At 72.9% G+C, this 22,688-nt stretch carries 20 protein-coding genes; 5 read left to right on the top strand and 15 right to left on the bottom strand.

Going from position 1 to position 22,688, the window contains the following annotated elements; genetic code table 11:
- Positions 1-61 precede the first annotated feature (61 nt).
- The 8 genes from P3X83_RS29370 to P3X83_RS29335 form a co-directional block, all read right to left on the bottom strand.
- Positions 62-406 (bottom strand): RNA polymerase-binding protein RbpA, encoded by a 345-nt coding sequence (locus P3X83_RS29370; RefSeq protein WP_113981613.1) that lies wholly within the window; start codon positions 404-406, stop codon positions 62-64.
- Between the two features lie 183 nt (positions 407-589).
- On the bottom strand, positions 590-2,029 hold the full coding sequence (locus P3X83_RS29365; protein ID WP_277308508.1) for an MFS transporter: 1,440 nt from the start codon (positions 2,027-2,029) through the stop codon (positions 590-592).
- A complete protein-coding gene (locus tag P3X83_RS29360) occupies positions 1,999-2,799 on the bottom strand; it encodes a glycerophosphodiester phosphodiesterase (RefSeq protein WP_277308507.1) in 801 nt (266 codons plus the stop codon). Before P3X83_RS29360 ends, P3X83_RS29365 begins: the two co-directional genes overlap by 31 nt.
- Before the next feature lie 60 nt (positions 2,800-2,859).
- Positions 2,860-3,432 (bottom strand): TrmH family RNA methyltransferase, encoded by a 573-nt coding sequence (locus P3X83_RS29355; protein WP_277308506.1) that lies wholly within the window; start codon positions 3,430-3,432, stop codon positions 2,860-2,862.
- The gene (locus P3X83_RS29350) at positions 3,429-4,025 is read right to left on the bottom strand and encodes a methyltransferase (protein ID WP_277308505.1); all 597 of its coding nucleotides are present in this window, start codon (positions 4,023-4,025) and stop codon (positions 3,429-3,431) included. Before P3X83_RS29350 ends, P3X83_RS29355 begins: the two co-directional genes overlap by 4 nt.
- Before the next feature lie 64 nt (positions 4,026-4,089).
- Positions 4,090-5,037, bottom strand: a complete 948-nt coding sequence (locus tag P3X83_RS29345) for a VWA domain-containing protein (protein WP_277308504.1) — start codon at positions 5,035-5,037, stop codon at positions 4,090-4,092.
- A 54-nt stretch (positions 5,038-5,091) separates the two neighbouring features.
- Positions 5,092-6,030, bottom strand: a complete 939-nt coding sequence (locus P3X83_RS29340) for a DUF58 domain-containing protein (RefSeq protein WP_277308503.1) — start codon at positions 6,028-6,030, stop codon at positions 5,092-5,094.
- 16 nt (positions 6,031-6,046) lie between these two features.
- Positions 6,047-7,051, bottom strand: coding sequence for a MoxR family ATPase (locus P3X83_RS29335; protein ID WP_277308502.1), 1,005 nt, complete (start codon positions 7,049-7,051; stop codon positions 6,047-6,049).
- 133 nt (positions 7,052-7,184) lie between these two features.
- Here P3X83_RS29335 and P3X83_RS29330 point away from each other — a divergent pair, with 133 nt between their 5' ends.
- Entirely contained in the window at positions 7,185-7,949 is a 765-nt protein-coding gene (locus P3X83_RS29330; protein WP_277308501.1) for a hypothetical protein, read from the top strand.
- A gap of 47 nt (positions 7,950-7,996) precedes the next feature.
- Here P3X83_RS29330 and P3X83_RS29325 read toward each other — a convergent pair whose 3' ends face one another.
- Positions 7,997-8,755 carry a DeoR/GlpR family DNA-binding transcription regulator gene (locus P3X83_RS29325; protein WP_277308500.1) on the bottom strand — a complete coding sequence of 253 codons (759 nt, stop codon included), beginning with the start codon at positions 8,753-8,755 and terminating at the stop codon, positions 7,997-7,999.
- 100 nt (positions 8,756-8,855) lie between these two features.
- Here P3X83_RS29325 and P3X83_RS29320 point away from each other — a divergent pair, with 100 nt between their 5' ends.
- Positions 8,856-9,863, top strand: coding sequence for a WYL domain-containing protein (locus P3X83_RS29320; RefSeq protein ID WP_277308499.1), 1,008 nt, complete (start codon positions 8,856-8,858; stop codon positions 9,861-9,863).
- Between the two features lie 515 nt (positions 9,864-10,378).
- Here the strand turns inward: P3X83_RS29320 and P3X83_RS29315 are convergent.
- Genes P3X83_RS29315 through P3X83_RS29305 form a run of 3 tightly spaced genes read right to left on the bottom strand, consistent with a single transcriptional unit; the run spans position 10,379 to position 14,788 of the window.
- Positions 10,379-11,230, bottom strand: a complete 852-nt coding sequence (locus tag P3X83_RS29315; protein WP_277308498.1) for an alpha/beta fold hydrolase — start codon at positions 11,228-11,230, stop codon at positions 10,379-10,381.
- Entirely contained in the window at positions 11,223-12,998 is a 1,776-nt protein-coding gene (locus P3X83_RS29310; RefSeq protein WP_277308497.1) for an ABC transporter ATP-binding protein, read from the bottom strand. The genes P3X83_RS29315 and P3X83_RS29310 overlap by 8 nt, the downstream gene beginning before the upstream one ends.
- Positions 12,995-14,788: an ABC transporter ATP-binding protein gene (locus P3X83_RS29305; protein ID WP_277308496.1), complete on the bottom strand. Its 1,794-nt coding sequence runs from the start codon at positions 14,786-14,788 to the stop codon at positions 12,995-12,997. The genes P3X83_RS29310 and P3X83_RS29305 overlap by 4 nt, the downstream gene beginning before the upstream one ends.
- Positions 14,789-14,867: 79 nt before the next feature.
- Here P3X83_RS29305 and P3X83_RS29300 point away from each other — a divergent pair, with 79 nt between their 5' ends.
- The gene (locus P3X83_RS29300; RefSeq protein WP_277308495.1) at positions 14,868-15,719 is read left to right on the top strand and encodes a helix-turn-helix domain-containing protein; all 852 of its coding nucleotides are present in this window, start codon (positions 14,868-14,870) and stop codon (positions 15,717-15,719) included.
- A 57-nt stretch (positions 15,720-15,776) separates the two neighbouring features.
- On the opposite strand, the gene P3X83_RS29295 is transcribed toward P3X83_RS29300, so the two are convergent.
- Genes P3X83_RS29295 through P3X83_RS29285 form a run of 3 tightly spaced genes read right to left on the bottom strand, consistent with a single transcriptional unit; the run spans position 15,777 to position 17,669 of the window.
- Complete coding sequence (locus P3X83_RS29295) at positions 15,777-16,961, bottom strand: MFS transporter (protein ID WP_277308494.1); 1,185 nt, start codon at positions 16,959-16,961, stop codon at positions 15,777-15,779.
- A 28-nt stretch (positions 16,962-16,989) separates the two neighbouring features.
- Complete coding sequence (locus P3X83_RS29290) at positions 16,990-17,160, bottom strand: hypothetical protein (RefSeq protein WP_277308493.1); 171 nt, start codon at positions 17,158-17,160, stop codon at positions 16,990-16,992.
- Between the two features lie 14 nt (positions 17,161-17,174).
- On the bottom strand, positions 17,175-17,669 hold the full coding sequence (locus tag P3X83_RS29285) for a MarR family transcriptional regulator (protein ID WP_277308492.1): 495 nt from the start codon (positions 17,667-17,669) through the stop codon (positions 17,175-17,177).
- Positions 17,670-17,804: 135 nt separating this feature from the next.
- Between P3X83_RS29285 and P3X83_RS29280 the strand changes: the two genes are divergently transcribed.
- Both P3X83_RS29280 and purB read left to right on the top strand, forming a co-directional pair.
- Positions 17,805-21,059, top strand: coding sequence for an efflux RND transporter permease subunit (locus P3X83_RS29280; RefSeq protein ID WP_277308491.1), 3,255 nt, complete (start codon positions 17,805-17,807; stop codon positions 21,057-21,059).
- A gap of 58 nt (positions 21,060-21,117) precedes the next feature.
- Entirely contained in the window at positions 21,118-22,548 is a 1,431-nt protein-coding gene (gene purB, locus P3X83_RS29275) for an adenylosuccinate lyase (protein ID WP_277308490.1), read from the top strand.
- Positions 22,549-22,688 lie beyond the last annotated feature (140 nt).

The raw sequence follows: 22,688 nt of genomic DNA, 5'->3' as shown, positions 1-22,688 counted from the left end.
GTGGCACCGGGGGCGCCGCCATCGTTGGTCCGGGCCCTTCGGGCAGGCGCGCGCGGCGCGGCTAGGCGCTCTTGCGGCGCTGGGCGCGCAGGATCGCCAGGCGCTCGTTGAGCACCTCCTCCAGGTCCTCGATGGTGCGCCGCTCCAGGAGCATGTCCCAATGGGTACGTGGCGGCTTCATCTTCTTGGCCTGGGGAAGCTCTCCGTCGACGCGCACCGCCACCGCACCGCAGCTACGGCACTCCCACGTCGCGGGGATCTCTGCCTCCGCGGCGAGCGGCACGTCGAAATGATGGCCCTTCGGGCAGGTGTAGGACACCTCCTGGCGTGGAGCCAGGTCGGTGTTGCGGTCGTTCTCGTAGCTCGTCGCGCCGAGTCGGGTACCGCGAAGCGCACGCTCGCCCATGTTTCAATGCCTCCTGAGGGCCCCGTCTTGAGGGGTCTGTCTCCCACTGGCGTACAACGCTTGATACCGTGGATGGATTCCCATCCGCGGGGTGATCCAATCGCGCTTTTTGTCGCCAGAACTCCCCGCCTTGCGTGGGCGGCGGATCGGGGCGCCCCGTACTGGAGCCGTACCAGGCCCGCACTAGATCCGTTCGGGCACCTCGTTGCCCGCCGCGCGGATCGCCTTGGGCAGGTTGACCAGGGCCAGCAGCACGAACCCGACCACGAAGAAGATCATCAGTGACATGATCCCCAGGCGGTAGCTGCCGGTGTACTGCAGGGCCAGGCCCAGCGTGAACGACCCGAGGAAGGTCGAGCCCTTGTCGCTGATCTCGTACAGGCTGTAGTACTCCGCCTCCTTGCCGGCCGGGATGACGTGGGAGAACATCGACCGCGACAGGGCCTGTGTGCCGCCCATGACGATGGCGATGGCGGCCCCGAGGGCGAAGAACGGCAGCGCCGCGCCCTGCGGCAGGAAGTAGGCGACCGCGACCACCGCGGTCCAGGCGACCAGCGCGCCCAGCACCACCCGCTTGGTGCCGAAGGACCTGGCCATCCGGCCCAGCAGCAGCGCCCCGCCGAACGCCACGAACTGCACCATCAGGATCGCGCCGATCCTGACCTCCTGAGGCAGTTTCAGCTCCTGGTCGGCGTAGGTCGCCGAGAACGCGATGACCGTCTGCACGCCGTCGTTGTAGATCAGGTAGGCGACCAGGAACGCCAGGGTCAGCGGGTAGCGGCGCAGGTCCCTGATGGTGCGGCCGAGCTGGCGGAAGCTGCGCCCGACGGCCTGCCCGGCGGTCTCCGAGCCGCGGGCCAGGGCCCGGCGGTTGCGCAGCCGCAGCAGCGGGATGATCGTGAACCCGCCCCACCACAGCCCGGCCGACGCCAGCGCGATCCTGGCGGCGGTGGCCGATTCCAGGCCGAGCGCGTCGGCCTGCAGGAACAGCGCCAGGTTGATCGCCAGCAGCAGGCCGCCGCCGAGGTAGCCGAACCCCCAGCCGCGCGCGGAGACCCGGTCGCGGTCGGCGGGGGTGGAGATCTCCGGCAGGAACGAGTTGTAGATCACGAAGGCCGCGGCGAACCCGACGTTGCCCACCACGAACAGCAGGCCGCCCAGCAGGTACGCGCCGCCGGTGACGAACCAGAAGCACAGCGTCGCCCCCGCCCCCAGGTAGGCGAACAGCGTCATCAGCTCGCGCTTGCGCCCGGTGTGGTCGGCCAGCGCGCCCGCGACGGGCATCACGATGATCTGCACGACTGCTGCCACGCCGACGACGAAGCTGTAGTAGGCGCTCGGCCGCACGTCCAGGCCCAGCACGTCCACGTAGGCGCGCCCGGCGGCGGCGGTCTCGGCCGCGGTCGTCAGGTAGGGGCCGAGGAAGACGGTCATGACCGTGGTGGGGAACGCGGAGTTCGCCCAGTCGTACCAGTACCAGCCGCGTTGCTCGCGCTTGCGCGCGGCCGGGGTGTCGTCGAGTGCGGCGGGGGCCGTCATGGTCGCTCCTGGGCGTCGTGGGGGTCGGGGAGGGGGACTTGGGGGACGGCGGGTCAGGACGGCCCGGGCGTGCGCGGGTGCCACATGCCGCGTTCGCGCAGCACCCGCCGCAGGCCGGTGATGTCGTCGGTCATGATGCCGTCCACGCCGAGGTCGAGCAGTTGTTCCATGCGGGCGGGGTCGTTGATGGTCCACACGTGCACCTGCATGCCCAGGGCGTGGGCGGTGCGGACCAGCGCCCTGGTGGTGACGCGCAGCCCGCGAAAGCCCACCGGGACCTGCGCGCAGGGCACCCCCGAGCGGGCCAGGCGGGTCAGCAGCCTGCCGTACCCGGAGGTGGCGGCGGCGGCGCGCAGCGCGGCCACATCGCGCGGGCCGAGCGCCGAGCAGACCTCGCGGCCCATCGCGGCGCGGGCCCTGCTCAGCCGCTCGTCGGAGAATGAGGTCAGGCAGACGCGGTCGTAGGCGCCGGTGCGGCGCACCGCCTCGGCCAGCGGGCCGATCGCCCCGGCCTCCTTGACGTCGATGTTGAACCGGGCCTGGGGCCAGCCGCCCAGCAGTTCCTCCAGCAGCGGGATCTCGTCCACGCCGCCCACCCTGGCCTGGCGGACCAGCCGGTAGGGCAGTTCGGCGACCCGCCCGCGCCGGTCGGTCACGCGGTCCAGGGTGTGGTCGTGGAAGGCCAGCAGGACGCCGTCGGAGGTGGCGTGGACGTCGGTCTCCAGGTAGGTGTAACCCAGCTCGATCGCGCGGCCGAACGCGGCGACGGTGTTCTCCCGGCCTTCACGGGCCCCGCCGCGGTGGGCGAAGGCGAGCGGTCCTGGATGGTCGAGAAAGGGGAATCGTCGCTGCACGTGCAGGAGTATGCCCGTTGTGAACCGCTCGCGTCAGTCCGCCGAGGTGAACATCGGGGCTCAGGCGCCCTCGCGGGGCTCCGGCGCGGCGGCCCATTCGCGGCGGCGGGCCTCGGCCAGCACGATCGCGGCGGCGATGCCGACGTTGAAGGACCCGACCCGGCCGACCTGCGGGATGTAGCAGACGGCGTCGGCAGCCTCCAGCAGGGCGGGGGAGCAGCCGTGGTCCTCGCTGCCCAGCACCAGGCACACGTCGCCGGTGAGCGGCGCCAGGTGCAGCGGCACGGCGTCGTCGGTCAGCTCGACGGCGACCACGGTGAAACCGTCGTCACGGGCCGCCTGGACGGCCGTGACGCCCGGCACCGGGTCCTTCCACGGCACCAGCCGGTCGGTGCCCAGCGCGGTCTTCTGCGCCTTGGGGTTGGTCGGCGGGGTGGCGTTGCCGGCCAGCCAGACCTGTTCGACGCCGAACGCGGCGGCGGTGCGGAAGATGGTGCCGATGTTGAACGGGCTGGTCACCGATTCCAGGATCAGTGCCAGGCGCCCCTCGGTGGAGCGCCGCCAGGTGCGGTTGAGCCGTTTGACGTCGGTCTGGCGCAGCTGCCTGCGGGTGGTGCCGGGCCGGTCGTTCACCCTTTCGCCTCCACTTTCAGGATCCGGTACGAGGAGCGGGACGCCACGCGGGCGGTGGGGCGGCCCTCATCCCGCAGCCAGCGCTGCAGGGAGTCGGAGCCGAGATGCTTCTGCACCACCAGGTACGCGGCGCCGCCGGGGGCGAGCCGGTCGAGCCAGCGGGTGAGCATGTCGTGCAGGGCGGTCTTGCCGATGCGGATGGCCGGGTTGGACCAGATGGCGGAGAAACGCACGTCGGCGGGCATCTCGTCGGCGTGCGCCGTCCTTACTTTGTAAAGGCCGGCGGCCGTGGCGTTCTCCGCGCACAGGTCGAGCGCCCTGCGGTTCACGTCGACGGCCCATACGGTCGCCTCCGGGGCGCGCGAGGCCATGGTCAGCGCGATCGGGCCGTAACCGCAGCCCAGGTCGAGCAGGTCGCCGGTGGCGGGCGGCGGCGGCACCGACTCCAGCAGCACCCGGGTGCCCGGGTCGATCCGGTCGGGGGAGAACATCCCGCTGTCGGTCCGCAGCCGCAGGTGAAGATCGGGCAGGACGAGCGTCACGACGCCCGGACGGCCGGCGGCCTGCGGACGCTCCTGGAAGTAGTGCGCCACGGGCACCGACGTTACCAAGTTCCGGACACCCCCCACGCCCGCCGCCGCGCCCGCGACGGGGGGCTCAGGGCAGGCGCGAGCCGAGCAGCAGCGAGGACGCCGCGACCAGCAGCCCGGTCAGCAGCGCCGCCACCACGAACCACTGGCCGATCTCCTGGTGGACCTCCTTGTAGCCCAGCGAGGTGCCGATCTGCTCGTACACCTCGCGCAGCTCGGTCCCCGACTCGGCCGAGTAGGCCCGCCCGCCGGTGCCCTCCGACAGCGTCTGCAGGGTGGCCTTGTTGACGGGCACGTTCACCGCCCGCCCGTCGATGACCACGGTGCCCTCCTGCGTGCCGTAGGCGATCGTGGAGACCGGCACCCGCGACTGCAGGGCGGCCTCGACGGCCTCGTTCACCGAGCGGCCCGAGGTGTTGTCGCCGTCGGACAGCAGCACGACCGCCGCCGGCGGCGGATCGGTCACCGCCCGCTGGTCGAAGGAGCGCACCGAGTCCAGCGAGTTGAACACCGCCTCACCGATGGCGGTGCCCGCCCTGGTGGTCAGGTTCCCGATGGCGGTGATCACCGCCAGGTGGTCGGTGGTGGGCGAGATCGCCACCGCCGCCGAGCGGGCGAAGGACACCAGGCCAACGTTGAACCGCTCGGGCAGGTCGCGCACGAACCGCTGGGCCGCCTCCTTGGCCGCGCTGATCCGGTCGGGGGAGACGTCGTCGGCCTCCATCGACAGCGAGATGTCCAGCGCGATGATGATGGTCGCCCGGTCGCGCGGCACCCGCACGGAGTCGGCGGGCCGGGCCACGGCCACCACCATCAGCGCCATCATCAGCAGGAACAGCCCGGGCGCCAGGTGCCTGCGCCAGCCGGGCGCGCGCGGCGAGACCAGCGACAGCAGCGGCAGGTTGGTGAAGCGAACCGCGTAGCGGCGGCGGGCGAACTGGGCCGCCACGTAGCCGCCGGCCAGCAGTACCAGCAGGGTGAACAGCCACAGCCAGCCGGGCGATAGGAACGTCATCTCACTCCACCCTACGATCTTTCCCGGCTTCCCCGGCGTATCCGGTGTGCCTGCTCACCTGCCCGCCCCCGGGCGGTGCGCCAGATGGGCCATGCGACGCTGCCGCAGCACGAACTGGGCCACGTCGAACACCCAGTCGCGGTCGGTGCGCAGCACCAGGTGCGCCACCCCGCAGCGGCGCAGCGCGACGGCCGTCGCCCGGCGCTGCGCGGCGGCGGCCTCGGCGTAGGCCCGGCGCACCTTGGCGGTCAGGTGGACCTCCGCCGTGCGGCCGGTCTCGGGGTCGGTGAAGGTCATCACGCCCACCTCGGGCAGGTCCAGCTCGCGCGGATCGATCAGCTCGACGGCCAGCACCTGGTGGCGCGCGGCCAGGCGCCGCATGGGCCGCTCCCACGGGCGTTCGGCCGCCGGGTCGGTCACCGGCGCCTGGTCCAGGAAGTCCGACACCACCACCCGCATGCCGCGCCGCCGCCGCGCCGAGGCCAGCACCTCGATCCCCTCCGCCAGCGTGGCCGGATCGTCCACCGGCGCCGCCCTGGGCGCGTCCGTCAGCGAGTGCAGCAGGCCGTACAGGGCCGGACGGCCGGCGCGGGCGGGCAGCCGGTGCACGTGCCGCTCGTGCAGTACGTACGCGCCGAACCGATCGCCGATGCGCCCGGCCAGAAACCCCACCGCGCCGATGGCGGCGACCACCAGGTCGCGTTTCTCCATCGCCGCGGTGCCGAAGTCCATGCTCGGCGACAGATCGGCCAGCGCCCAGGTCTCCAGCTCGCGATCGGCGATCAGGTCCCGCACGTGCGGGACCGTGGTCCGGGCGGTGACCGCCCAGTCCATCCGCCGCACGTCGTCCTCGCCGGGGACGTAGACGCGGCTGTCGCCGGTCTCGCTGCCGGGGCCGGGCAGCAGGCCCTGGTGCGAGCCGTGCAGCATGCCGTCCAGGCGCCGCACGATGGTCAGCTCCAGCCGCCGCAGCGCCTGCTCGGCGGCCTTCACGAGACCCGGCCGCCGCTCATCGCTGCCCCTGGTTCCACACGACCAGGGGCGGGGGCACCGCGGCGAGGATCTGCCGCACCACGTCGTCGGGGTCGACGCCGTCGGCCAGCGCGTCGAAGGTCAGCATCAGCCGGTGGCCCATCACGTCGATCGCGATGTCGCGCACGTCGTCGGGGAGCAGGTAGTCACGGCCCCGCAGCAGCGCCAGGGCGCGCCCCGCCGACACCAGCCCGAGCGTGGCCCGGGGACTGACCCCGATCTCGATGGAGTCGGCCAGCTCCGGCACGCCGTAGTCGGCGGGCGCGCGGGTGGACATCACCAGCCGCACCACGTAGTCGGCGACGAGCTGGTGGACCGACACCTTCTCGGCGAGCTCCTGCAGGGCCGACAGCCGCGCGGGGTCGAGCACCGGCTCGGGCGCCGGCGGGCGCACGCTCATCCGGTGCAGGATCTCCAGTTCCTCACGGGCGTCGGGGTGCTCCACCCGCACCCGGAACAGGAACCGGTCGCGCTGCACCTCCGGCAGCGGGTAGACGCCCTCGGACTCGATCGGGTTCTGGGTGGCCAGCACCACGAACGGGCGGGGCAGCGGATGCGTGACGCCGGCCAGCGTCACCTGCCGCTCGGCCATCACCTCCAGCAGCGCGGACTGCACCTTGGCCGGGGCGCGGTTGATCTCGTCGGCGAGCAGGAAGTTCACGAACACCGGGCCCAGCTCGACGTCGAAGCTCTCACTGGAGGGGTGGAAGACGCGCGTGCCGACGATGTCGCTGGGCACCAGGTCGGGGGTGAACTGGATGCGGGCGAAGCTGCCGCCCACGACCGTGGCCAGGGTGGAGGCCGCCAGGGTCTTGGCGACCCCCGGCACGCCTTCCAGCAGGCAGTGCCCGCGCGCCAGCAGCGCCACGAGCAGCCGTTCGACCATGTGCTCCTGTCCGACGATGACGCGTCTGACCTCGGCGAGGGCCTGGCGCAGCACCTCGGCGTCGGTGCCGCTGGGTACTTCTTCGGCGACGGTCATCTGCTGTTCGGCGCGCGCCGGGCGGGCAGGGCGGCGCGCGCCTCTCCTTTCGCTCGCGGGCGGCGCTGGATCTGCATGACGGTTGTTATTCCACCAAACGACGCGATGAACGTGCGTGAGGCGGTGTGCTTTCATGACTGGTGTGGCCAGTCCGCTGCAATACGGCGATCCGCCCAGCCTAGGGCCGTTCGTGATCCAGGCGCGCCTGCGAGTCGGCCCGGCCGGGCTGGTCTACCTGGGCCAGGCGCCCGACGGGCGGGCCGTGTCGGTGGCGTTGCTGACCCGGGGCGCGGCCTTCGACGCGGCGGCCCGCGACCGGTTCGTCACCGGGATCCGCGAGGCGGTGCCCGAGCGGGGCGGGATGCGCGGCTGGGTGGCGCGGCGCTCGGCGCGCCGCACGGCGGTGCTGGAGTCCGCGCCGCCGGTGCTGGCGATGGACGTGGGCCCGGCGCCGTGGGTGGCCACGCCCTACGTGCCGGGACGGCCGGGCGCCGAGCGCTTCCTGGAACCGGTGCTGGTCGGCGGCACGCTGATCGGGGAGCGGCACGGCCCCGACTTCGTGCCGCACTGGATCGCCGACCGGGTGCCCGCGGTGCCCGCGCCGCCCAGGCCCAAGCCGCCGCCGACGGAGACCCGCAGATCGGTCGTGGTCGCCGGCGCGGTGCTGGCGCTGATGCTGGCGATGCTGAGCCTGGTGGTCTGGCTGGTGTTCGGCAGGGCCGGTGAGGAGGCCGACCCGGCGCGCCCGCTGCCGCCGACGATGTTCGTGCCCACGCCGCCGCCGGTGCCGGTCAGCCCGGTCCCCAGGGAGCCGACGCCGAGCCCGTCGCCGGGCGACTCCGAACCCGGCTCGCCCGCGCCCGAGGGGGGCGACGACGGCGAAGGTGAGCCGATCTGAGAGGATCCGGCTACGAGCACTTCCCGACCTGACCTTGCGCCCGCCCCTCACACGACGCGCACGGTGACGCCCGCCACGCGCAGCGCGCCGAGCTGCGCGGCCGGGGCGCCGTCGTCGGTGACCACCACGTCGAGCCGGTCCAGCGGGCACACCGCGCCGAAGGCGGTGCGGCCGAACTTGCCGGAGTCGGCGGCGACGACCACGCGCCGCGAGGCGGCGATGGCGGCCTGCTTGACCGCGACCTCCGGCAGGTTGTGGGAGGTCAGCCCGTGCTCGGCGGAAAGACCGCAGCAGCCCAGGACGGCGGTGTCGAACCGCAGCGAGGAGATCGACCGCTCGGTGAGCGGCCCGGCCAGGTTCAGCTCGCCCTGGCGCACCTCGCCGCCGGGCAGCACCAGCGCGACCCGGGGCGCGCCGGCCAGCTCGGCGATCGCCTGCAGCGCCAGCGGCAGCACGGTCACCCGCCGCTCGCGCAGCGCCCTGGCCACCTCCAGCGCGGTGGTGCCGCCGTCGAGCAGGACGGCCTCGCCGTCGGCGATCAGCTCGGCGACCTCGGCGGCGATGCGCCGCTTGGCCTCGACGGCCTCGCGTTCGCGCACCTGGAACGGCGGCTCCTCACCGCGCAGCAGCAGGCTCATCGCCCCGCCGCGCACCCGCCGGACCACGCCCTGGCGGGCCAGCTCGTCGAGGTCGCGGCGGATCGTCATCTCCGACACGCCGTGCCGCACGGCCAGCCCGGCCACCGAGACCGTGTCGCTGGCGCGCAGCTCGTTCATGATCTCGCGCACCCGGTCCGCACCTTCCATGTGTGCATATGAACACACCCCGTGTCGCCCTGGCAAACCGGCGCGGGGGTGCCGGCAGGCCGGTGGAGAGGTCGTGCCCCTTCTTGGGCAGACTGCTGTCATGCGCGCCAGCCGTCTGCTGTCCCTCCTGCTGCTCCTGCAGACCAGGGGGCGTGTCACGGCGCCCGACATCGCCCGTGAGCTGGAGATCTCCGTGCGCACGGTGTACCGCGACGTGGAGGCCCTGTCGGCGGCCGGGGTCCCCGTCTACGCCGAGCGCGGCCCGGCGGGCGGCTACCGCCTGCTGGACGGCTACCGCACCCGGCTGAACGGGCTGAGCCCGGAGGAGGCCGCCTCGCTGTTCCTGGCCGCGCTGCCCGGCCCGGCGGCCGAGCTGGGCCGGGGGGAGGAGGCCGCGGCGGCCGGGCTGAAACTGCTGGCGGCGCTGCCGCCCGAGCCGCGTTCGCAGGCCACGCGGATGCGCGAGCGGTTCCACCTGGAGGTCCCCGGCTGGTACCGGGGCGCCGACGACGTCCCGCACCTGTCGGAGGTCGCCGAGGCGGTGTGGGAGGAACGCCCGCTGGCCATCCGCTACCTGCGGTGGGGGCCGCGCGAGGTGGACCGCGTGGTCCATCCCTACGGGGTGGTCCTGAAAGGCGGCTCGTGGTACATGGTCGCCGGGGCCGACGGGGGAGACCCGCGCACCTACCGCGTGTCGCGGATCCAGTCCACCACGCGGCTGCCGGGCACGTTCACCAGGCCCGAGGGGTTCGACCTGGTGGACTACTGGCGGGAGTGGTCGCAGGGGTTCCGCGAGCGGATGTACACCGCCAAGGCCACGCTGCGGATCGCCCCGGGGGCCGGCCCCCTGCTGCGGCACACGCTGAGCGCCGAGATGGTCGACGCGGCGCTCGCCGAGGCGGGCCCGCCCGATGGCCGGGGGTGGGTCACGATCGTGGTGCCGGTGGAGTCGATCCGCCACGCCCGTTGGCTGCTGCTGCGGATGGGCGCGCAGGTGGAGGTCCTCGACCCGGCCGACCTGCGTACCGGCATCGAGGAGGAGATCCGCTCCCTGGCCGCCCTGTACGGCCTGCTGCCATCGGACGGCGAGCCGCCCGCCGACGGGTGACTTACTTTGTAAAGCCGAGGGCGCGTGTCAGTGGGTCAAGCCGATCCGACCACGTTCCCCTTCAGCTCCAAGGCGTGGTCGGCGCCGGGCAGCTCCAGGTGTTCCCGCCCGGTCCGTTCCGCCGCGCCGGCGGGCCGGCTGAGCGACTTGCCCACCAGCAGCGGTGACGTCGCCGCCCTGCTGGACGGGCTGGGGGTGAGCGGGGTCCGGCTGGTCGGGTCCTCCTACGGCGGGCGCGTGGCGCTGGAGGTGGCCACCGCCCGTCCCGACCTGGTCTCCGGGCTGGTCCTGCTGTGCGCGGGCTGCGAGGCGCCGCCGAGCGCCGACCTCGCCGAGTTCATCGAGCGGGAGGATGGGCTCCTCGAAGCGGGCGACGTGGACGGCGCGGTGCGGCTGAACGTTGAGACCTGGCTCGGGCCGCGCGGGGCTGCCCCGGGCGCGGCTGCTGGAACTGGAGTGGGCGGGTCACCTGCCGAGCCTGGAAAGCCCAGGGGAGATCGCCGCCCTCCTCTCACTTACTTTGTAAAGGGCTGCGGCGGGAAAGGCGTCCCATCGCAGGCCGTGAAAGCCAGCAGCAGCCCGGCGGTGGCCTCGGGCGCTTCCAGCATGGGCAGGTGGCCGACGCCGGGCAGCAGTTCGACGCGTGCGTTCGGTACCGCGTCGTAGCGGTGGGCCGACGACGGGTCCCAGCGGGGGTCGGCGGCGCCGAAGATGACCAGCAGGGGGATCTTGAGGGCGGCGAGGCGGTCGGGCACGTTCCGTTGGGCGACGTAGGCGGTGTTGCGGCGCAGTACCGTCCTCATCGTGCGGTAGGCGATGCCTCGTACGTCGGCGACGACGTCGTCCGGGAGGTCCACCGGGAGGGCGGCCGTCGCGCCGATCCCCTTGCGGATCATCGCGTCGGAGCGTCTCGGCCACAGGAGCGGGCCCACAGGCGGGGCCAGCAGGACCCGGAGGATGAACGGCTGCCGAAGGAGCGCGTCCAGGCCCGGGCCGCTGCTGATCAGCGCGAGCGGTCCCACGAGGTCGGGGCGTTGCTCGGCGAGCGCGGTGGCGACGTAGCCGCCGCTGGAGTGCCCGGCCACGGCGACGTGACGAAGGCCGAGGTGGTCCAGCAGCGCCGCCACCCGGCCCGCCAGCGCGGGCACGTCGTACGACGGCGCAGGCGGGGACTGGCCGCAGCCCGGGAGGTCGACCCGGATGACGTGATGGTGGCCGGCCAGCGCCGGGACCACCGGGCTCCAGAAGCGGCCGGAGGCCCCCGATCCGTGGATGAGCAGCAACGGCGGCGCCTGACGCGGGCCGTCGTGGACCACGTGCATGCCGTGCGAGCGCTGGATGTCGTGCTGGGTGTCATGCTCAGTCATGCGGTGACTGTGCACGTGCGGCGGGCGATCGGTCTTGGACGAATGTTCCCGCTCGGTCCCGCGCGGCGGGGGCCGTGGCGATGTTCCAGAAGCCGGCGTAGCGGCCGCCACGGCCGAGCAGTTCGTCGTGGCCGCCGGTCTCCGCGATCCGGCCGCCGTCCAGGAAGATGACGCGGTCGGCGCGCTGGACGGTGCGCATGCGATGGGCGACCATCACGACCGTCCGTCCGGCCATCAGGCGTTCGACGCCCTCGTGGACGGCGGCCTCGTTGACCGGGTCCAGGGCGGAGGTCACCTCGTCCAGCAGCACGATGGGTGCGTCCTTCAGCAGCGCCCGGGCGATCGAGACCCGCTGGCGCTCACCGCCGGACAGCAGCGCGCCGCCCTCGCCGACGTTCGCCGCCCAGCCGCCGGGCAGGCGCTCGATCACCTCGTCCAGTCGTGCCGCGGCGGCCGCGGCCCGTACCTCGGCCTCGGTGGCGCCGGGACGGCCCAGGCGCACGTTGTCCTCGATGGTGCCGTCGAAGAGGTAGACGTCCTGGAAGACGATGGCGATCCGGGCCATCAGCTCCTCGGCGGCGATGGCGCGCACGTCCACGCCTCCCACGCGCACCGCCCCGCCGTCCACGTCGTAGAAACGCGCCGGCAGCCGCAGCAGCGTGGTCTTGCCCGCGCCGGACGGCCCGACGACGGCGAGCCGCTGTCCTTCGGGAACGGTGAGGGACACCTTGTCGAGCACCGTGCGCCCGCCGTGCCGGAAGGTGACGGCGTCGAACTCCAGGCCGTGGTGCGCCGGGCGGATCGGCTCTGCGGGTTCGGGCAGCGGCTCGGTGCGCAGCACCGTTTCGAGTCTGGCCAGTTCCGAACGCGCGGCGCGGAGTTTGCCGCCGATGTCGGCCAGCGACAGCAGCGGGTCGGCGCAGCGCGCGGCCAGCACCAGGATCACCAGGAGCTCCGCCGCGCCGATGTGCCCGCCGAGCGCGAGGTAGGCGCCCAGGACCAGCAGCCCGGTGAAGATCGCCTGGACGGTGAGCGTCAGCCCCACGGCGCCGGGCAGGGTCGCCAGCACGGTACGGCGGGAGGCACGCTGGGCCTCCCGCAGGGAGTCGTCGAGCAGCCGGAAGCGTTCGCCGGTGCGGCCGCCGGTCCGCAGCACCGGCTGGGCCTGGAGGTATTCGATGACGCGCCCGGCGGCCTCGGTGTCGCGTTCGTGCCGCCCGGCGTCGGCGGCGGCCGTCGCCCGTGCCGTCCAGGCCTGGATCGCCGCCACGACGGGGGCGGCGAGGGACGCGGCCAGTCCCATCCGCCAGTCGAAGGCGGTCATCACGGCCACGATGGTCACCGGCGTGACCAGGGCGGAGACGAACGGCGCCAGCAGGTGCGCGGCCACGCCCATGGCCTGCAGGAGGCCGCGCCCGGCCAGGACGGACACCTCGCCGATGCGGTCGGCGTCGTACCAGCCGAGGGGGAGGCGGGCCAGGTGCCCGCCGAGCCGGTGGTACATGCCGCGCAGCATGGTGGTGCCGACCCGCATGCCGGACAGGTCGCTGATGTAGCGCAGCACGGCGTAGAGGGCGACGCCGGCGCCGAACGCGGCCAGCCACGGCACCGCGTCGGCGGGTGTGCCGCCGAGCAGCGCCCGCAGCAGCGGGACCAGCAGCGCGTAGGACAGGCCTTCGGCGACCGCGGTGATCGTCATCAGGATCACGGTGCGGCGCATCGCCGGGGCGTACTCGTCTCCGAGCACGCCCAGCAGCGTCCGGATCATCGGGGTTCCTCTCCTGGCGGCAGGCCGCCGTGGGTTCGCCAGAGCGCGGCGAACGTTCCGTCTCGGGTCAGCAGGTCGGCGGGGCTGCCGCGTTCGACGATCGCGCCGTCCGACAGCACCACGACGGTGTCGGCGTCGGCGATGGTCTCCAGCCGGTGGGCGATGACGAGGATGGTGCGTTCGCCGGCCGTCGCCGTCAGGGCCCGGCGGATCGCCTGTTCGGTCTGCGGGTCGGCGAAGGACGTCGCCTCGTCCAGCACCAAGACGGGCGCGTCGGCGAGCAGCGCGCGGGCGATCGAGATGCGCTGCGCCTCGCCTCCGGACAGCCTGGCCTCCTCGCCGAGGATCGTGTCGTATCCGCGCGGCAGCGCAAGGACGCGGTCGTGGACACCTGCCGTCCGGGCGGCGCGGACCACTTCTTCGCGGGAGGCGCGCGGCGCCGCCGAGGCGATGTTGTCGGCGACCGAGGCGCGCAGCAGGCGGACGTCCTGGAAGACGAAGGACACCTGCCGGTGGAGCTCGCGGCCGCCGATCTCGCGCAGGTCGACGCCGCCCAGCAGGATCGAGCCGTGGGTGGGGTCGAAGAAGCGCGGCAGGAGCCGCACCAGCGTGGACTTGCCGCTTCCCGACGGGCCGACGATCGCGGTGACCGTGCCCGGTTCGAGCGTCAGGTCGATGCCGCGCAGCACCTCGTGGCCGGTGTCGTAGGCGAAGCGGACCCCGCGCAGTTCGACCCGGTGCCCCTGCGGCGGGCGCGGGCGGGCGGGTTCGGGCAGTGGCCGGACCGCGAGCACGTCCCTGATCCGGCCGAGGGCGCGGGCGGCGCTCCGCAGATCGTCGAAGCCGTGGCCGAGCGCCGCGACCGGGGCGGTCAGTCCCAGGCCGAGCAGCAGGAACGGCAGCAGGTCGGCCGGGGCCAGGTCGCCGGAGCCGATCAGCGCCGTGCCGCCGATGAGGACGACGAGCAGCACGAACGGCGGCGACAGCGCGGTCTGCATCCCGGCGGCGATCGCGGACATGCCGCGTACCCAGCGGGAGAAGACGCCGACGAAGTCGTCGGCGGCCGTCAGGAACGCGCGGTGGGCGCGCTCGCCGCCGCCGAACGCCTTGACCACCGAGATGCCCTGCACGAACTCGACGACGGAATCGGCGATCCGCCCCATGGCCGCGTCGTAGGCCTCCTGCTCGCGCGTCCTGGCGGGCAGCATCAGCAGCGGGACCAGTGCGATGGCCAGCGCCACGGGGATGAGCGTGATCAGGGTGAGCCGCGGGTCGACGGTGAACAGGTAGATCAGCGACGCCGCCGGGACCACGAACGCGGCGACGAGATCGCCGGGCGCGTGGGCGATGAACGGGTGCACGGCGCTCACGTCCTCGCCCACGACCTTGGCCAGTTCGCCGGTGCGGCGCCGCGACAGCCAGCCGATCGGGACGCGTCCCAGTGACTCGGCCAGCCGGAGGCGGAGCGTCAGCTGCACCCGGCCGTCCAGGACATGCCCGATTCCCGATGAGGCGGCGGTGAACAGCAGCCGGACGAGCAGGCCGGCCGTACCGGCGATCACCACGGTCCAGGCGTGAGCGTGGTCGGCCGGGCCGGGAGCGAGCAGGGTCCGGCCCAGTTCGGCGACCGCCAGCAGCGGGGCCAGACCGGCGAGGGCGCCGATGACCTGAAGGATCACCACGGCCGTGAAACTCCGCAGATGCGGGCGCAGCAGCAGTGCCATGCCCTGTCCGGTCTTCGTCGGCGGTGCCGGAGCGCAACCGTCGGCGGTGCCGTCGGGAATCGTCATGGGCCCACTGTCGCCGCCGGCGGGCGGCGGGGGATTGGACGAATGTTCCCCTCGCCCGGCGCGCGCCTAGCATGGGGGCATGGGGTCCACTGTGCTCGAACGTGACGTCGGCGTCGCTTGGGACGTGGCGTCCTCGGTGCGGCGCAGCGGGGTGTCGGGCGTCACCATGGCCGGGTTCCGTGACGACGGCACGGCCGCGGAGGGGCACCGGCTGATTCCGCACCCGGCCGTGACGCTGGTCCTCGACCTGGGGGCCGGTTCGCCCGTCGTCGAGGACGCCGCCGGGCGGCGGCACCGGGGGAGTCTCGTCGCCGGGCTCGGGCTCGGCGGCGCGGTGTGGGTGCGCGGGCAGGACATCGAGTGTGTTCAGGTGCGTCTTTCCCCCGTGGTCGCCCGCGCGATCCTGGGCGCCGCACCGGCCGAGCTGGACGGTCGCGTGGTGCGGCTGGAGGACCTGTGGGGCGGGCAGGCGTCACGGCTCGGCGAGCGACTGGGGGAGGTCTCCTCCTGGGAGGATCGCTTCGCGCTGATCGAGGCGGCGTTCGCCCGCCGGCGTGAGGCGGGGCCGCAGGTCGAGCCGGAGGTGGCCTGGGCCTGGCGGCGGATCGTGGCCGGTCGCGGCCTGGTGCGGGTGGAGCGGCTGGCGGCGGAGCTGGGCTGGAGCCGCAAGCGACTGTGGTCGCGGTTCCACACGCAGATCGGGCTGCCGCCCAAGCGGGCGGCGAAGCTGGTCCGTTTCGACCGTGCCGTGCACCGCCTGGCCGCGTGGCACGACGCGGCCGGGGTGGCGGCGGACTGCGGGTACACCGACCAGTCGCACCTGCATCGGGACGTCATGGAGTTCGCCGGGGTGACGCCCGCGGCCGTGGCCCGCGAGCCGTTCCTGGCGGCCGACGACGTCGCCTGGCCCGGCCGTGCCGTCACCCGATGAGACTTACTTTGTAAAGCCGGTCGGTGGTTTCACAAACCAAGTACAAAGACCGAAAACCTACTCCGAGGGGGAACGGCGACCGCGCAAGGCGGGGGCGCTGGCGGCCATGAACACGGCCAGTGCCAGCGGGATCGTCAGTGCGATGCGCAGCCCGGCGAGCTCGGCCGCGCCGCCGATGATGGCCGGGCCGAGGACGAGCCCGGAGTAGCCGAGCATGGCGACCTGGGCGATGGCCTCGCCCGCGCGTTCGGGGTCGTCGTTGCCCGCGGCGGAGAAGACCAGCGGGACGATCGTGGACAGGCCCAGCCCGAAGACCGCGAACCCGGCGATGGACAGGGGCACGCTGGGCAGGGCCAGTGCCGCGCCGAGCCCGGCGGCGGCCGTCACGCCGGACCAGCGGACCAGCCGTACGGGGCCGAGGCGGGCGGCGAGGCCGTCTCCGGCCAGGCGCCCGATGGTCATGGCGGTGGAGAACACGGCGAAGCCGACGGCGGCCAGGCCGGGCGCGGCGGCGAGGTGGTCGTGCAGGTAGACGGCGGTCCAGTCGTTGGCGGCGCCTTCGCCGACGAGCCCGGCGAAGGCGACCGCGCCGAGCAGGGCGATCCTGGCTGTCCAGGAGACGCGGCGCCGGGGGCGTGCCCGGTTCTCGGCGGGTGCGGGCGTGCTGGGCAGCAGGCCGCGGCGGGCGAGCAGGCACAGCGCGGCCAGGGGGATCGCGGTGGCGGCGAAGGTGGGCCCGGCGGCCACGCCCGCCCAGGCGAAGGCGGCGCCGATGCCCGCGCCGAGGAGGCCGCCGACGCTGAACATGCCGTGGAAGGACGACATCAGGGGGCGGCCGTAGGCGCGTTCGACCTGGACGCCGTGGGCGTTCATGGAGACGTCGAGGGAGGCGTTGACCAGGCCGAAGCAGAACAGGGAGGCGATGAGGACGGGCAGGGTGGTGGCGTAGCCGGGGGCGATGACGGCCAGGGCGGTGAGGACGGCGGCCGGTGTCATGAGGCGGGCGCTGCCGAGGCGGTCGGTGAGGCGTCCGGCGAAGCGCATGCCGATGACCAGTCCGGCGGCGATGGCGAGCAGGCCGTAGCTGAGCTGCCCGTCGGACAGGCCGACGGTTTCCTTGACGGCGGGGATGCGGGCGGCCCATACGCCGGTGACGACGCCGAGCAGGACGAAGAAGTAGCAGACGGCGAGCCTGGCGTTGCGGGCCTGCCGCCCGGGGGTGTGGGGGAGTGTGCCGGTCACGGGCGTTCACCTGCGCTCACTGGGGTCATCAGTGGACGGAGAAGCCGCCGTCGACGCGGATTGCCTGCCCGGTGAGGTAGGCGGCGGCTCCGGCGCGGCCGAGGGCTTCGGCGATGGCGTGTCCGATGCCGGTGCCCGCTCCGGTGACCAGGGCGGTGCGGCCGGACAGGGAGAACAGGGTTCGCGGGTAATCCGACACGGGGGCTGACCGTATCAAGGGGGGTCGGCGGGCGGTAGGCGGTCGCCGCCGCATCGGTCCTGCTCGTCGTGGAGTTCCTGGGTGACCTGGCGCAGGCGGGTGGTGACGTGGTCGAGCATGCGCAGGGTCTCCAGGTCGAGGCGGTCCAGGACGCGGCGCAGGCCGATGAGCCCGGCGGTGTGGATCTCTTCGATGAGGTTCTTGCCGTCGGGGGTGAGTTCGACGCGGCGGACGCGGCGGTCTTCTGGGTCTTCGCGGCGGGTGGCGAGGCCGTGGCGGACGAGGCGGTCGACGATGCCGGTGACGGTGGCGAGGCTGACGCCGAGGTTGCGGGCGAGGTCTTGCCCGGAGGCGGAGCCGAGGGATGACAGCAGGAGTACTACCTTGAGCTGACGCATTGTCAGGTTCGAGGCCAGTACCGGCAGGGATCGGTCTCGGGCGACGAGTCGTCCCAGGTCGCGCTGCATGCGGCCGATGCGTTCGATCAGCTCGTCACGTTCGTCGATCACATTCACCTCTTGACTTCCTGAGAAGGCTATCAGGAATCAAGGGTGAGGCTAAATATTCGTAACAAGCTAAGTGTTAGTCTGGGGCAAAACATCCCATGTGATGGGTCGTCCCTGTTCTCCGAGGAGTCCGCCCCCGTGACCTTCCTGGCAAGGTTGAGCCTAGCCAACCGCAGCCTCGTCATAATGATCGCGGTCGTGCTCAGCGCCTTCGGCGCCTTCGCGATCCCTTCGCTGAAGCAGCAGTTGCTTCCCTCGCTCTCCTTCCCCGGAGCCTTCGTCGTCGCCCCCTACCCGGGAGCGTCCCCGGAGATCGTGGAAGAGCAGGTCACCGAACCCATCGAGAACAGCTTCGAGGGGCTGGAGGGCGTCACCGAGGTCACCTCCACCTCCCGTGAGGGACTGTCGCAGATCCAGGTGGCCTTCGAGTTCGGCACCGACATCGACGCCGCCGTCAACGACATGCAGGAGGCGGTCTCCGGGCTGAACTCCCAGCTCCCCGACGACGTCGACCCGCAGATCGTCGCCGGCAACACCGACGACCTGCCCGTGCTGGTCCTGGCCGTCGGCGACGGCGGCGACCAGCGGGAGATGGCCGAGAAGATCGAACGCGTCATGCTCCCCGAGATCCGCTCCGTGGACGGCGTGCGCGAGGCCGAGGTCAACGGCGCCCGCGGGGAGAACATCGTCATCACCCCCGACGAGAAGGTGCTGAAGGCGCACGGCCTGCCGCCGACCGCGATCACCGACGCCCTGCGCGCCAACGGCACCCCCATCCCGGCGGGCAGCCTCACCAAGGACGAAAAGGCCCTGACCGTCCAGGTCGGCACACGCCTGGACACGCTGGACGACCTGAAGAACCTCTACCTCACGCCGCCCGCGCAGCAGATCGCCCAGCAGCAGGCACAGCAGCAGGCGCTCACCCAGCAGCGCATGGCCCAGCTTCCCCCCGGCCAGGCCCCCCCGAGGCAGCAGGCCCCCAAGCCGCCCAAACCGGTCAAGCTCGGCGAGGTCGCCGACATCGAACGCGCCGAGGCCGACGCCTCCAGCATGACCCGCACCGACGGCCAGCCCAGCCTCGGCGTGTCGGTCACCATGGCGCCCGACGGCAACGCGGTGGCCATCTCGCACGCCGTCCGCGACAAGATCCCCGACCTGGTGCGCACGCTAGGCGACGCCGCCGCCATCACCGTCGTCTTCGACCAGGCCCCCTACGTCGAGCGGGCCATCCACGACCTGACCACCGAGGGCCTGCTCGGTCTCGCGTTCGCCGTCGTGGTCATCCTGCTGTTCCTGCTGTCGCTGCGCTCCACGATCGTCACCGCGGTGTCCATCCCGCTGTCGGTGATCATCGCGCTGATCGCGCTGTGGGCCGGCGACTACTCGCTGAACATGCTCACCCTGGGCGCGCTGACCATCGCCGTCGGCCGCGTCGTGGACGACTCCATCGTCGTCCTGGAGAACATCAAACGCCACCTCGCCTACGGCGAACCGAAACGCACCGCCGTGACCTCCGCCGTGCGCGAGGTCAGCGGCGCGGTCACCGCCTCCACCCTCACCACCGTCGCGGTGTTCCTGCCGATCGCCGTGGTCGGCGGCATGGTCGGCGAACTGTTCGCCCCGTTCGCGATCACCGTCACCGTGGCGCTGCTGGCGTCCCTGGTGGTGTCCCTCACCGTCATCCCGGTCCTGGCGTACTGGTTCCTCAAGGCCCCCAACGCCACCGCCGAGGAGATGGCCGCCATCCGCGAACGCGCCGAGGCCAAGGAACTGCGTTCCCCGCTGCAGCGCGCCTACCTGCCGGTGCTGCGCTTCGCCACCCGCCGCCGGCTGATCACGCTCCTCATCGGCCTGCTGGTGTTCGTCGGCACGATGGGCCTGGCCGGACGCCTGGAGACCAACTTCCTGTCCCCGGCCGGGCAGGACACCCTGTCCATCACCCAGCGGATGCCCGTCGGCACCGACCTGGACACCACCGACGCCGCCGCCAAGAAGGTGGAGGCGCTGCTGGACGACATCGACGGCGTCCGCTCCTACCAGGTCAACGTCGGCTCCGGCGGCGGCTTCATGGGCGGCGCGATGGGCGGCGGCGCCGACCGGGCGTCGTACTCGGTCGCGCTGGAGGAAGGCGCCGACAGCGTCGTCCTGGAGGCCAGGATCCGCGAGAAGCTGGCCACCCTGACCGGCGCGGGCGACCTCAGCGTCGGCGGGCAGAACGGCGGCGGGTTCTCCACCGACGAGGTGCAGGTGATCGTGCGCGCGCCCGACATGGACGCCCTGCGCAGCGCCGCCGAGACCGTGTCGACCGCGATGAGCGGCGTGGACGGCGTGACCGAGGTCACCTCCAACCTGGAGGCCAGCGCCCCGCGCATCGAGGTCGAGGTGGACCGCGAGGAGGCCGCCGAACGCGGCCTGAGCGAGGCCGCGATCGGCCAGGCCGTCGCACAGGCCTTCCGCGGCGCGCCGCTCGGCCGGCTGACCCTCGACGGCCGCGCCGGTGACCTGGTGCTGCGCGGCGGCGACGCCCCCGAGTCGGTCAAGCAGGTCCGCGACCTGAAACTGCCGACCGCGACCGGCACCGTGAAACTGTCGCAGGTCGCCGAGGTCAAGGAGGTCGACGGCCCCACCCAGGTCACCCGCATCGACGGCGAGCGCAGCGCCACCGTCTCCGGCCGGGCCACGGCCAGCGACCTGGGCAGCGTCACCACGGCGCTGACCGCCGAACTGGACGGCTTGTCGCTGCCGGCCGGGACCGCCTACAGCATCGGCGGCGTGAGCGCCGACCAGGAGGAGGCGTTCGCCGACCTGGGCGTGGCGATGCTGGCCGCGATCGCGATCGTCTTCATGATCATGGTGGCGGCGTTCCGCAGCTTCGTGCAGCCGCTGATCCTGCTGGTGTCGGTGCCGTTCGCCGCCACCGGCGCGATCGGGCTGCTCCTGGCCACCGGCACCCCCATGGGCGTGCCCGCCCTCATCGGCATGCTGATGCTGATCGGCATCGTCGTCACCAACGCCATCGTGCTCATCGACCTGATCAACCAGTACCGCGAACAGGGCATGGGCGTCGTGGAGGCCGTCATGGAAGGCGGGCGGCGCAGGCTGCGCCCGATCCTGATGACGGCCGTCGCCACCATCTGCGCGCTGATCCCGATGGCGCTGGGCCTGACCGGTTCCAGCGGCTTCATCTCCCAGCCGCTGGCGATCGTCGTCATCGGCGGCCTGGTCTCCTCCACCCTGCTCACCCTGGTCCTGGTGCCGACCCTGTACACGTTGGTCGAACGCGCCAAGGAACGGCTGCGCCGCAAGCCCAGGGGCGGCCAGCACGCGGCCCCCTCGGCGCCGCCGAAGGAGGAGACGCCCAGAGGCGACCTCAGCACCGTCTCCCCGGGCTGAGCCCGACCGGCGGGGCACCCGGCGACGGCCGGGCGCCCCGCCGATAAACTGCGCAGATGTGACCGACAAGCCGCACATTCCCAACGTCCTGGCCGCCCGCTACGCCTCGGCCGACCTGACCCGCATCTGGTCCCCCCGGCACAAGGTGATCGCCGAGCGCCGGCTGTGGCTGGCGGTCCTCAAAGCCCAGGCCGACCTGGGCGTCGCCGTACCGCAGGCCGCCGTCGAGGACTACGAGAAGGCCGTCGAGATCGTCGACGAGGACTCCATCGCCGCCCGCGAACGGATCACCCGCCACGACGTCAAGGCCCGCATCGAGGAGTTCAACGCCCTGGCCGGGCACGAACACGTGCACAAGGGCATGACGTCCCGCGACCTCACCGAGAACGTCGAGCAACTGCAGATCCGCGACAGCCTGCTGGTGGTCCGCGACCGGTGCGTGGCAATCCTGGCCCGCCTGGCCGCGCTGGCCGCCGGACACACCGGCACCGTCATGGCCGGCCGTTCGCACAACGTGCCCGCCCAGGCCACCACACTGGGCAAACGCTTCGCCACCGTCGCCGAGGAACTCCTGGCCGCCTACGCCCGCCTGGAGTCGCTGATCGAACGCTACCCGCTGCGCGGCGTCAAAGGCCCGGTCGGCACGGCCCAGGACATGCTCGACCTCCTCGGCGGCGACACCGCCCGCCTGGCCGAACTGGAGGACCGCGTCGCCGCCCACCTTGGGTTCACCCGCCGCCTGGGCAGCGTCGGCCAGGTCTACCCCCGGTCGCTGGACTTCGAGGTCCTCACCACGCTGGTGCAACTGGCCGCCGCGCCGTCGAACCTGGCTCTGGGCGTCCGCCTGATGGCAGGCCAGGAAATGGTCACCGAGGGCTTCAAGGAGGGGCAGGTCGGATCCTCGGCCATGCCGCACAAGATGAACACCCGCTCATGCGAGCGGATCGGCGGCCTGGCGGTGATCCTGCGCGGATACGCCTCGATGACCGGCGAACTGGCCGGCGGGCAGTGGAACGAAGGCGACGTGTCGTGCTCGGTGGTGCGCCGGGTGGCGCTGCCCGACGCGTTCTTCGCCTTCGACGGCCTGGCCGAGACGACGCTGACCGTGCTGGCCGAGTTCGGCGCGTTCCCCGCCGTCATCGACGCCGAACTGCGCCGCTACCTGCCGTTCCTGGCCACCACCAAGATGCTGATGGCGGCGGTCCGGGCCGGGCTCGGCCGCGAGGCCGCCCACGAGCTGATCAAGGAACACGCGGTCGCGGCGGCGCTGTCGATGCGCACCCACGGGGGGAGCAACACGCTGCTGGCGCGTCTCGGCGCGGACGAGCGGTTCCCGCTGGACGAGGCGGGCCTTGGCGACCTGCTGTCGGACGCGCTGTCCTTCACCGGCGCCGCCGGCGGGCAGGTCACCGACGTCGTCACCCGCGTGGAGGAGATCACCGCCCGCCATCCCGCCGCGGCCGCCTACACCCCGGCCGCCATCCTGTGATCACCGCCCGCACGCTTTGGCGCCGCTGATCGGGTAGGCGGCACACGGGTTCGGGCGGTCGCAGCCATGAAGCGGGGACCTGGCCCGCAGGCCGCCGGGCCGGCCGCGCACGCACCCGGGGGAGCGGGGCCCCTCCCGGT

It is taken from the genome of Spongiactinospora sp. TRM90649, assembly GCF_029382225.1.
In the GTDB taxonomy this organism is placed as follows: domain Bacteria; phylum Actinomycetota; class Actinomycetes; order Streptosporangiales; family Streptosporangiaceae; genus Spongiactinospora.
The sequence above is the reverse complement of the archived record's forward strand: the minus strand, read 5'-3'. Positions and strand labels throughout refer to the sequence as shown.

Coding starts and splice junctions, on each gene's coding strand:
- P3X83_RS29370 (WP_113981613.1), bottom strand. CDS start 406: ATGGGCGAGCGTGCGCTTCGCGGTACCCGACTCGGCGCGACGAGCTAC.
- P3X83_RS29345 (WP_277308504.1), bottom strand. CDS start 5,037: ATGACGTTCCTATCGCCCGGCTGGCTGTGGCTGTTCACCCTGCTGGTA.
- P3X83_RS29335 (WP_277308502.1), bottom strand. CDS start 7,051: ATGACCGTCGCCGAAGAAGTACCCAGCGGCACCGACGCCGAGGTGCTG.
- P3X83_RS29330 (WP_277308501.1), top strand. CDS start 7,185: ATGACTGGTGTGGCCAGTCCGCTGCAATACGGCGATCCGCCCAGCCTA.
- P3X83_RS29325 (WP_277308500.1), bottom strand. CDS start 8,755: ATGGAAGGTGCGGACCGGGTGCGCGAGATCATGAACGAGCTGCGCGCC.
- P3X83_RS29320 (WP_277308499.1), top strand. CDS start 8,856: ATGCGCGCCAGCCGTCTGCTGTCCCTCCTGCTGCTCCTGCAGACCAGG.
- P3X83_RS29315 (WP_277308498.1), bottom strand. CDS start 11,230: ATGACTGAGCATGACACCCAGCACGACATCCAGCGCTCGCACGGCATG.
- P3X83_RS29310 (WP_277308497.1), bottom strand. CDS start 12,998: ATGATCCGGACGCTGCTGGGCGTGCTCGGAGACGAGTACGCCCCGGCG.
- P3X83_RS29305 (WP_277308496.1), bottom strand. CDS start 14,788: ATGACGATTCCCGACGGCACCGCCGACGGTTGCGCTCCGGCACCGCCG.
- P3X83_RS29300 (WP_277308495.1), top strand. CDS start 14,868: ATGGGGTCCACTGTGCTCGAACGTGACGTCGGCGTCGCTTGGGACGTG.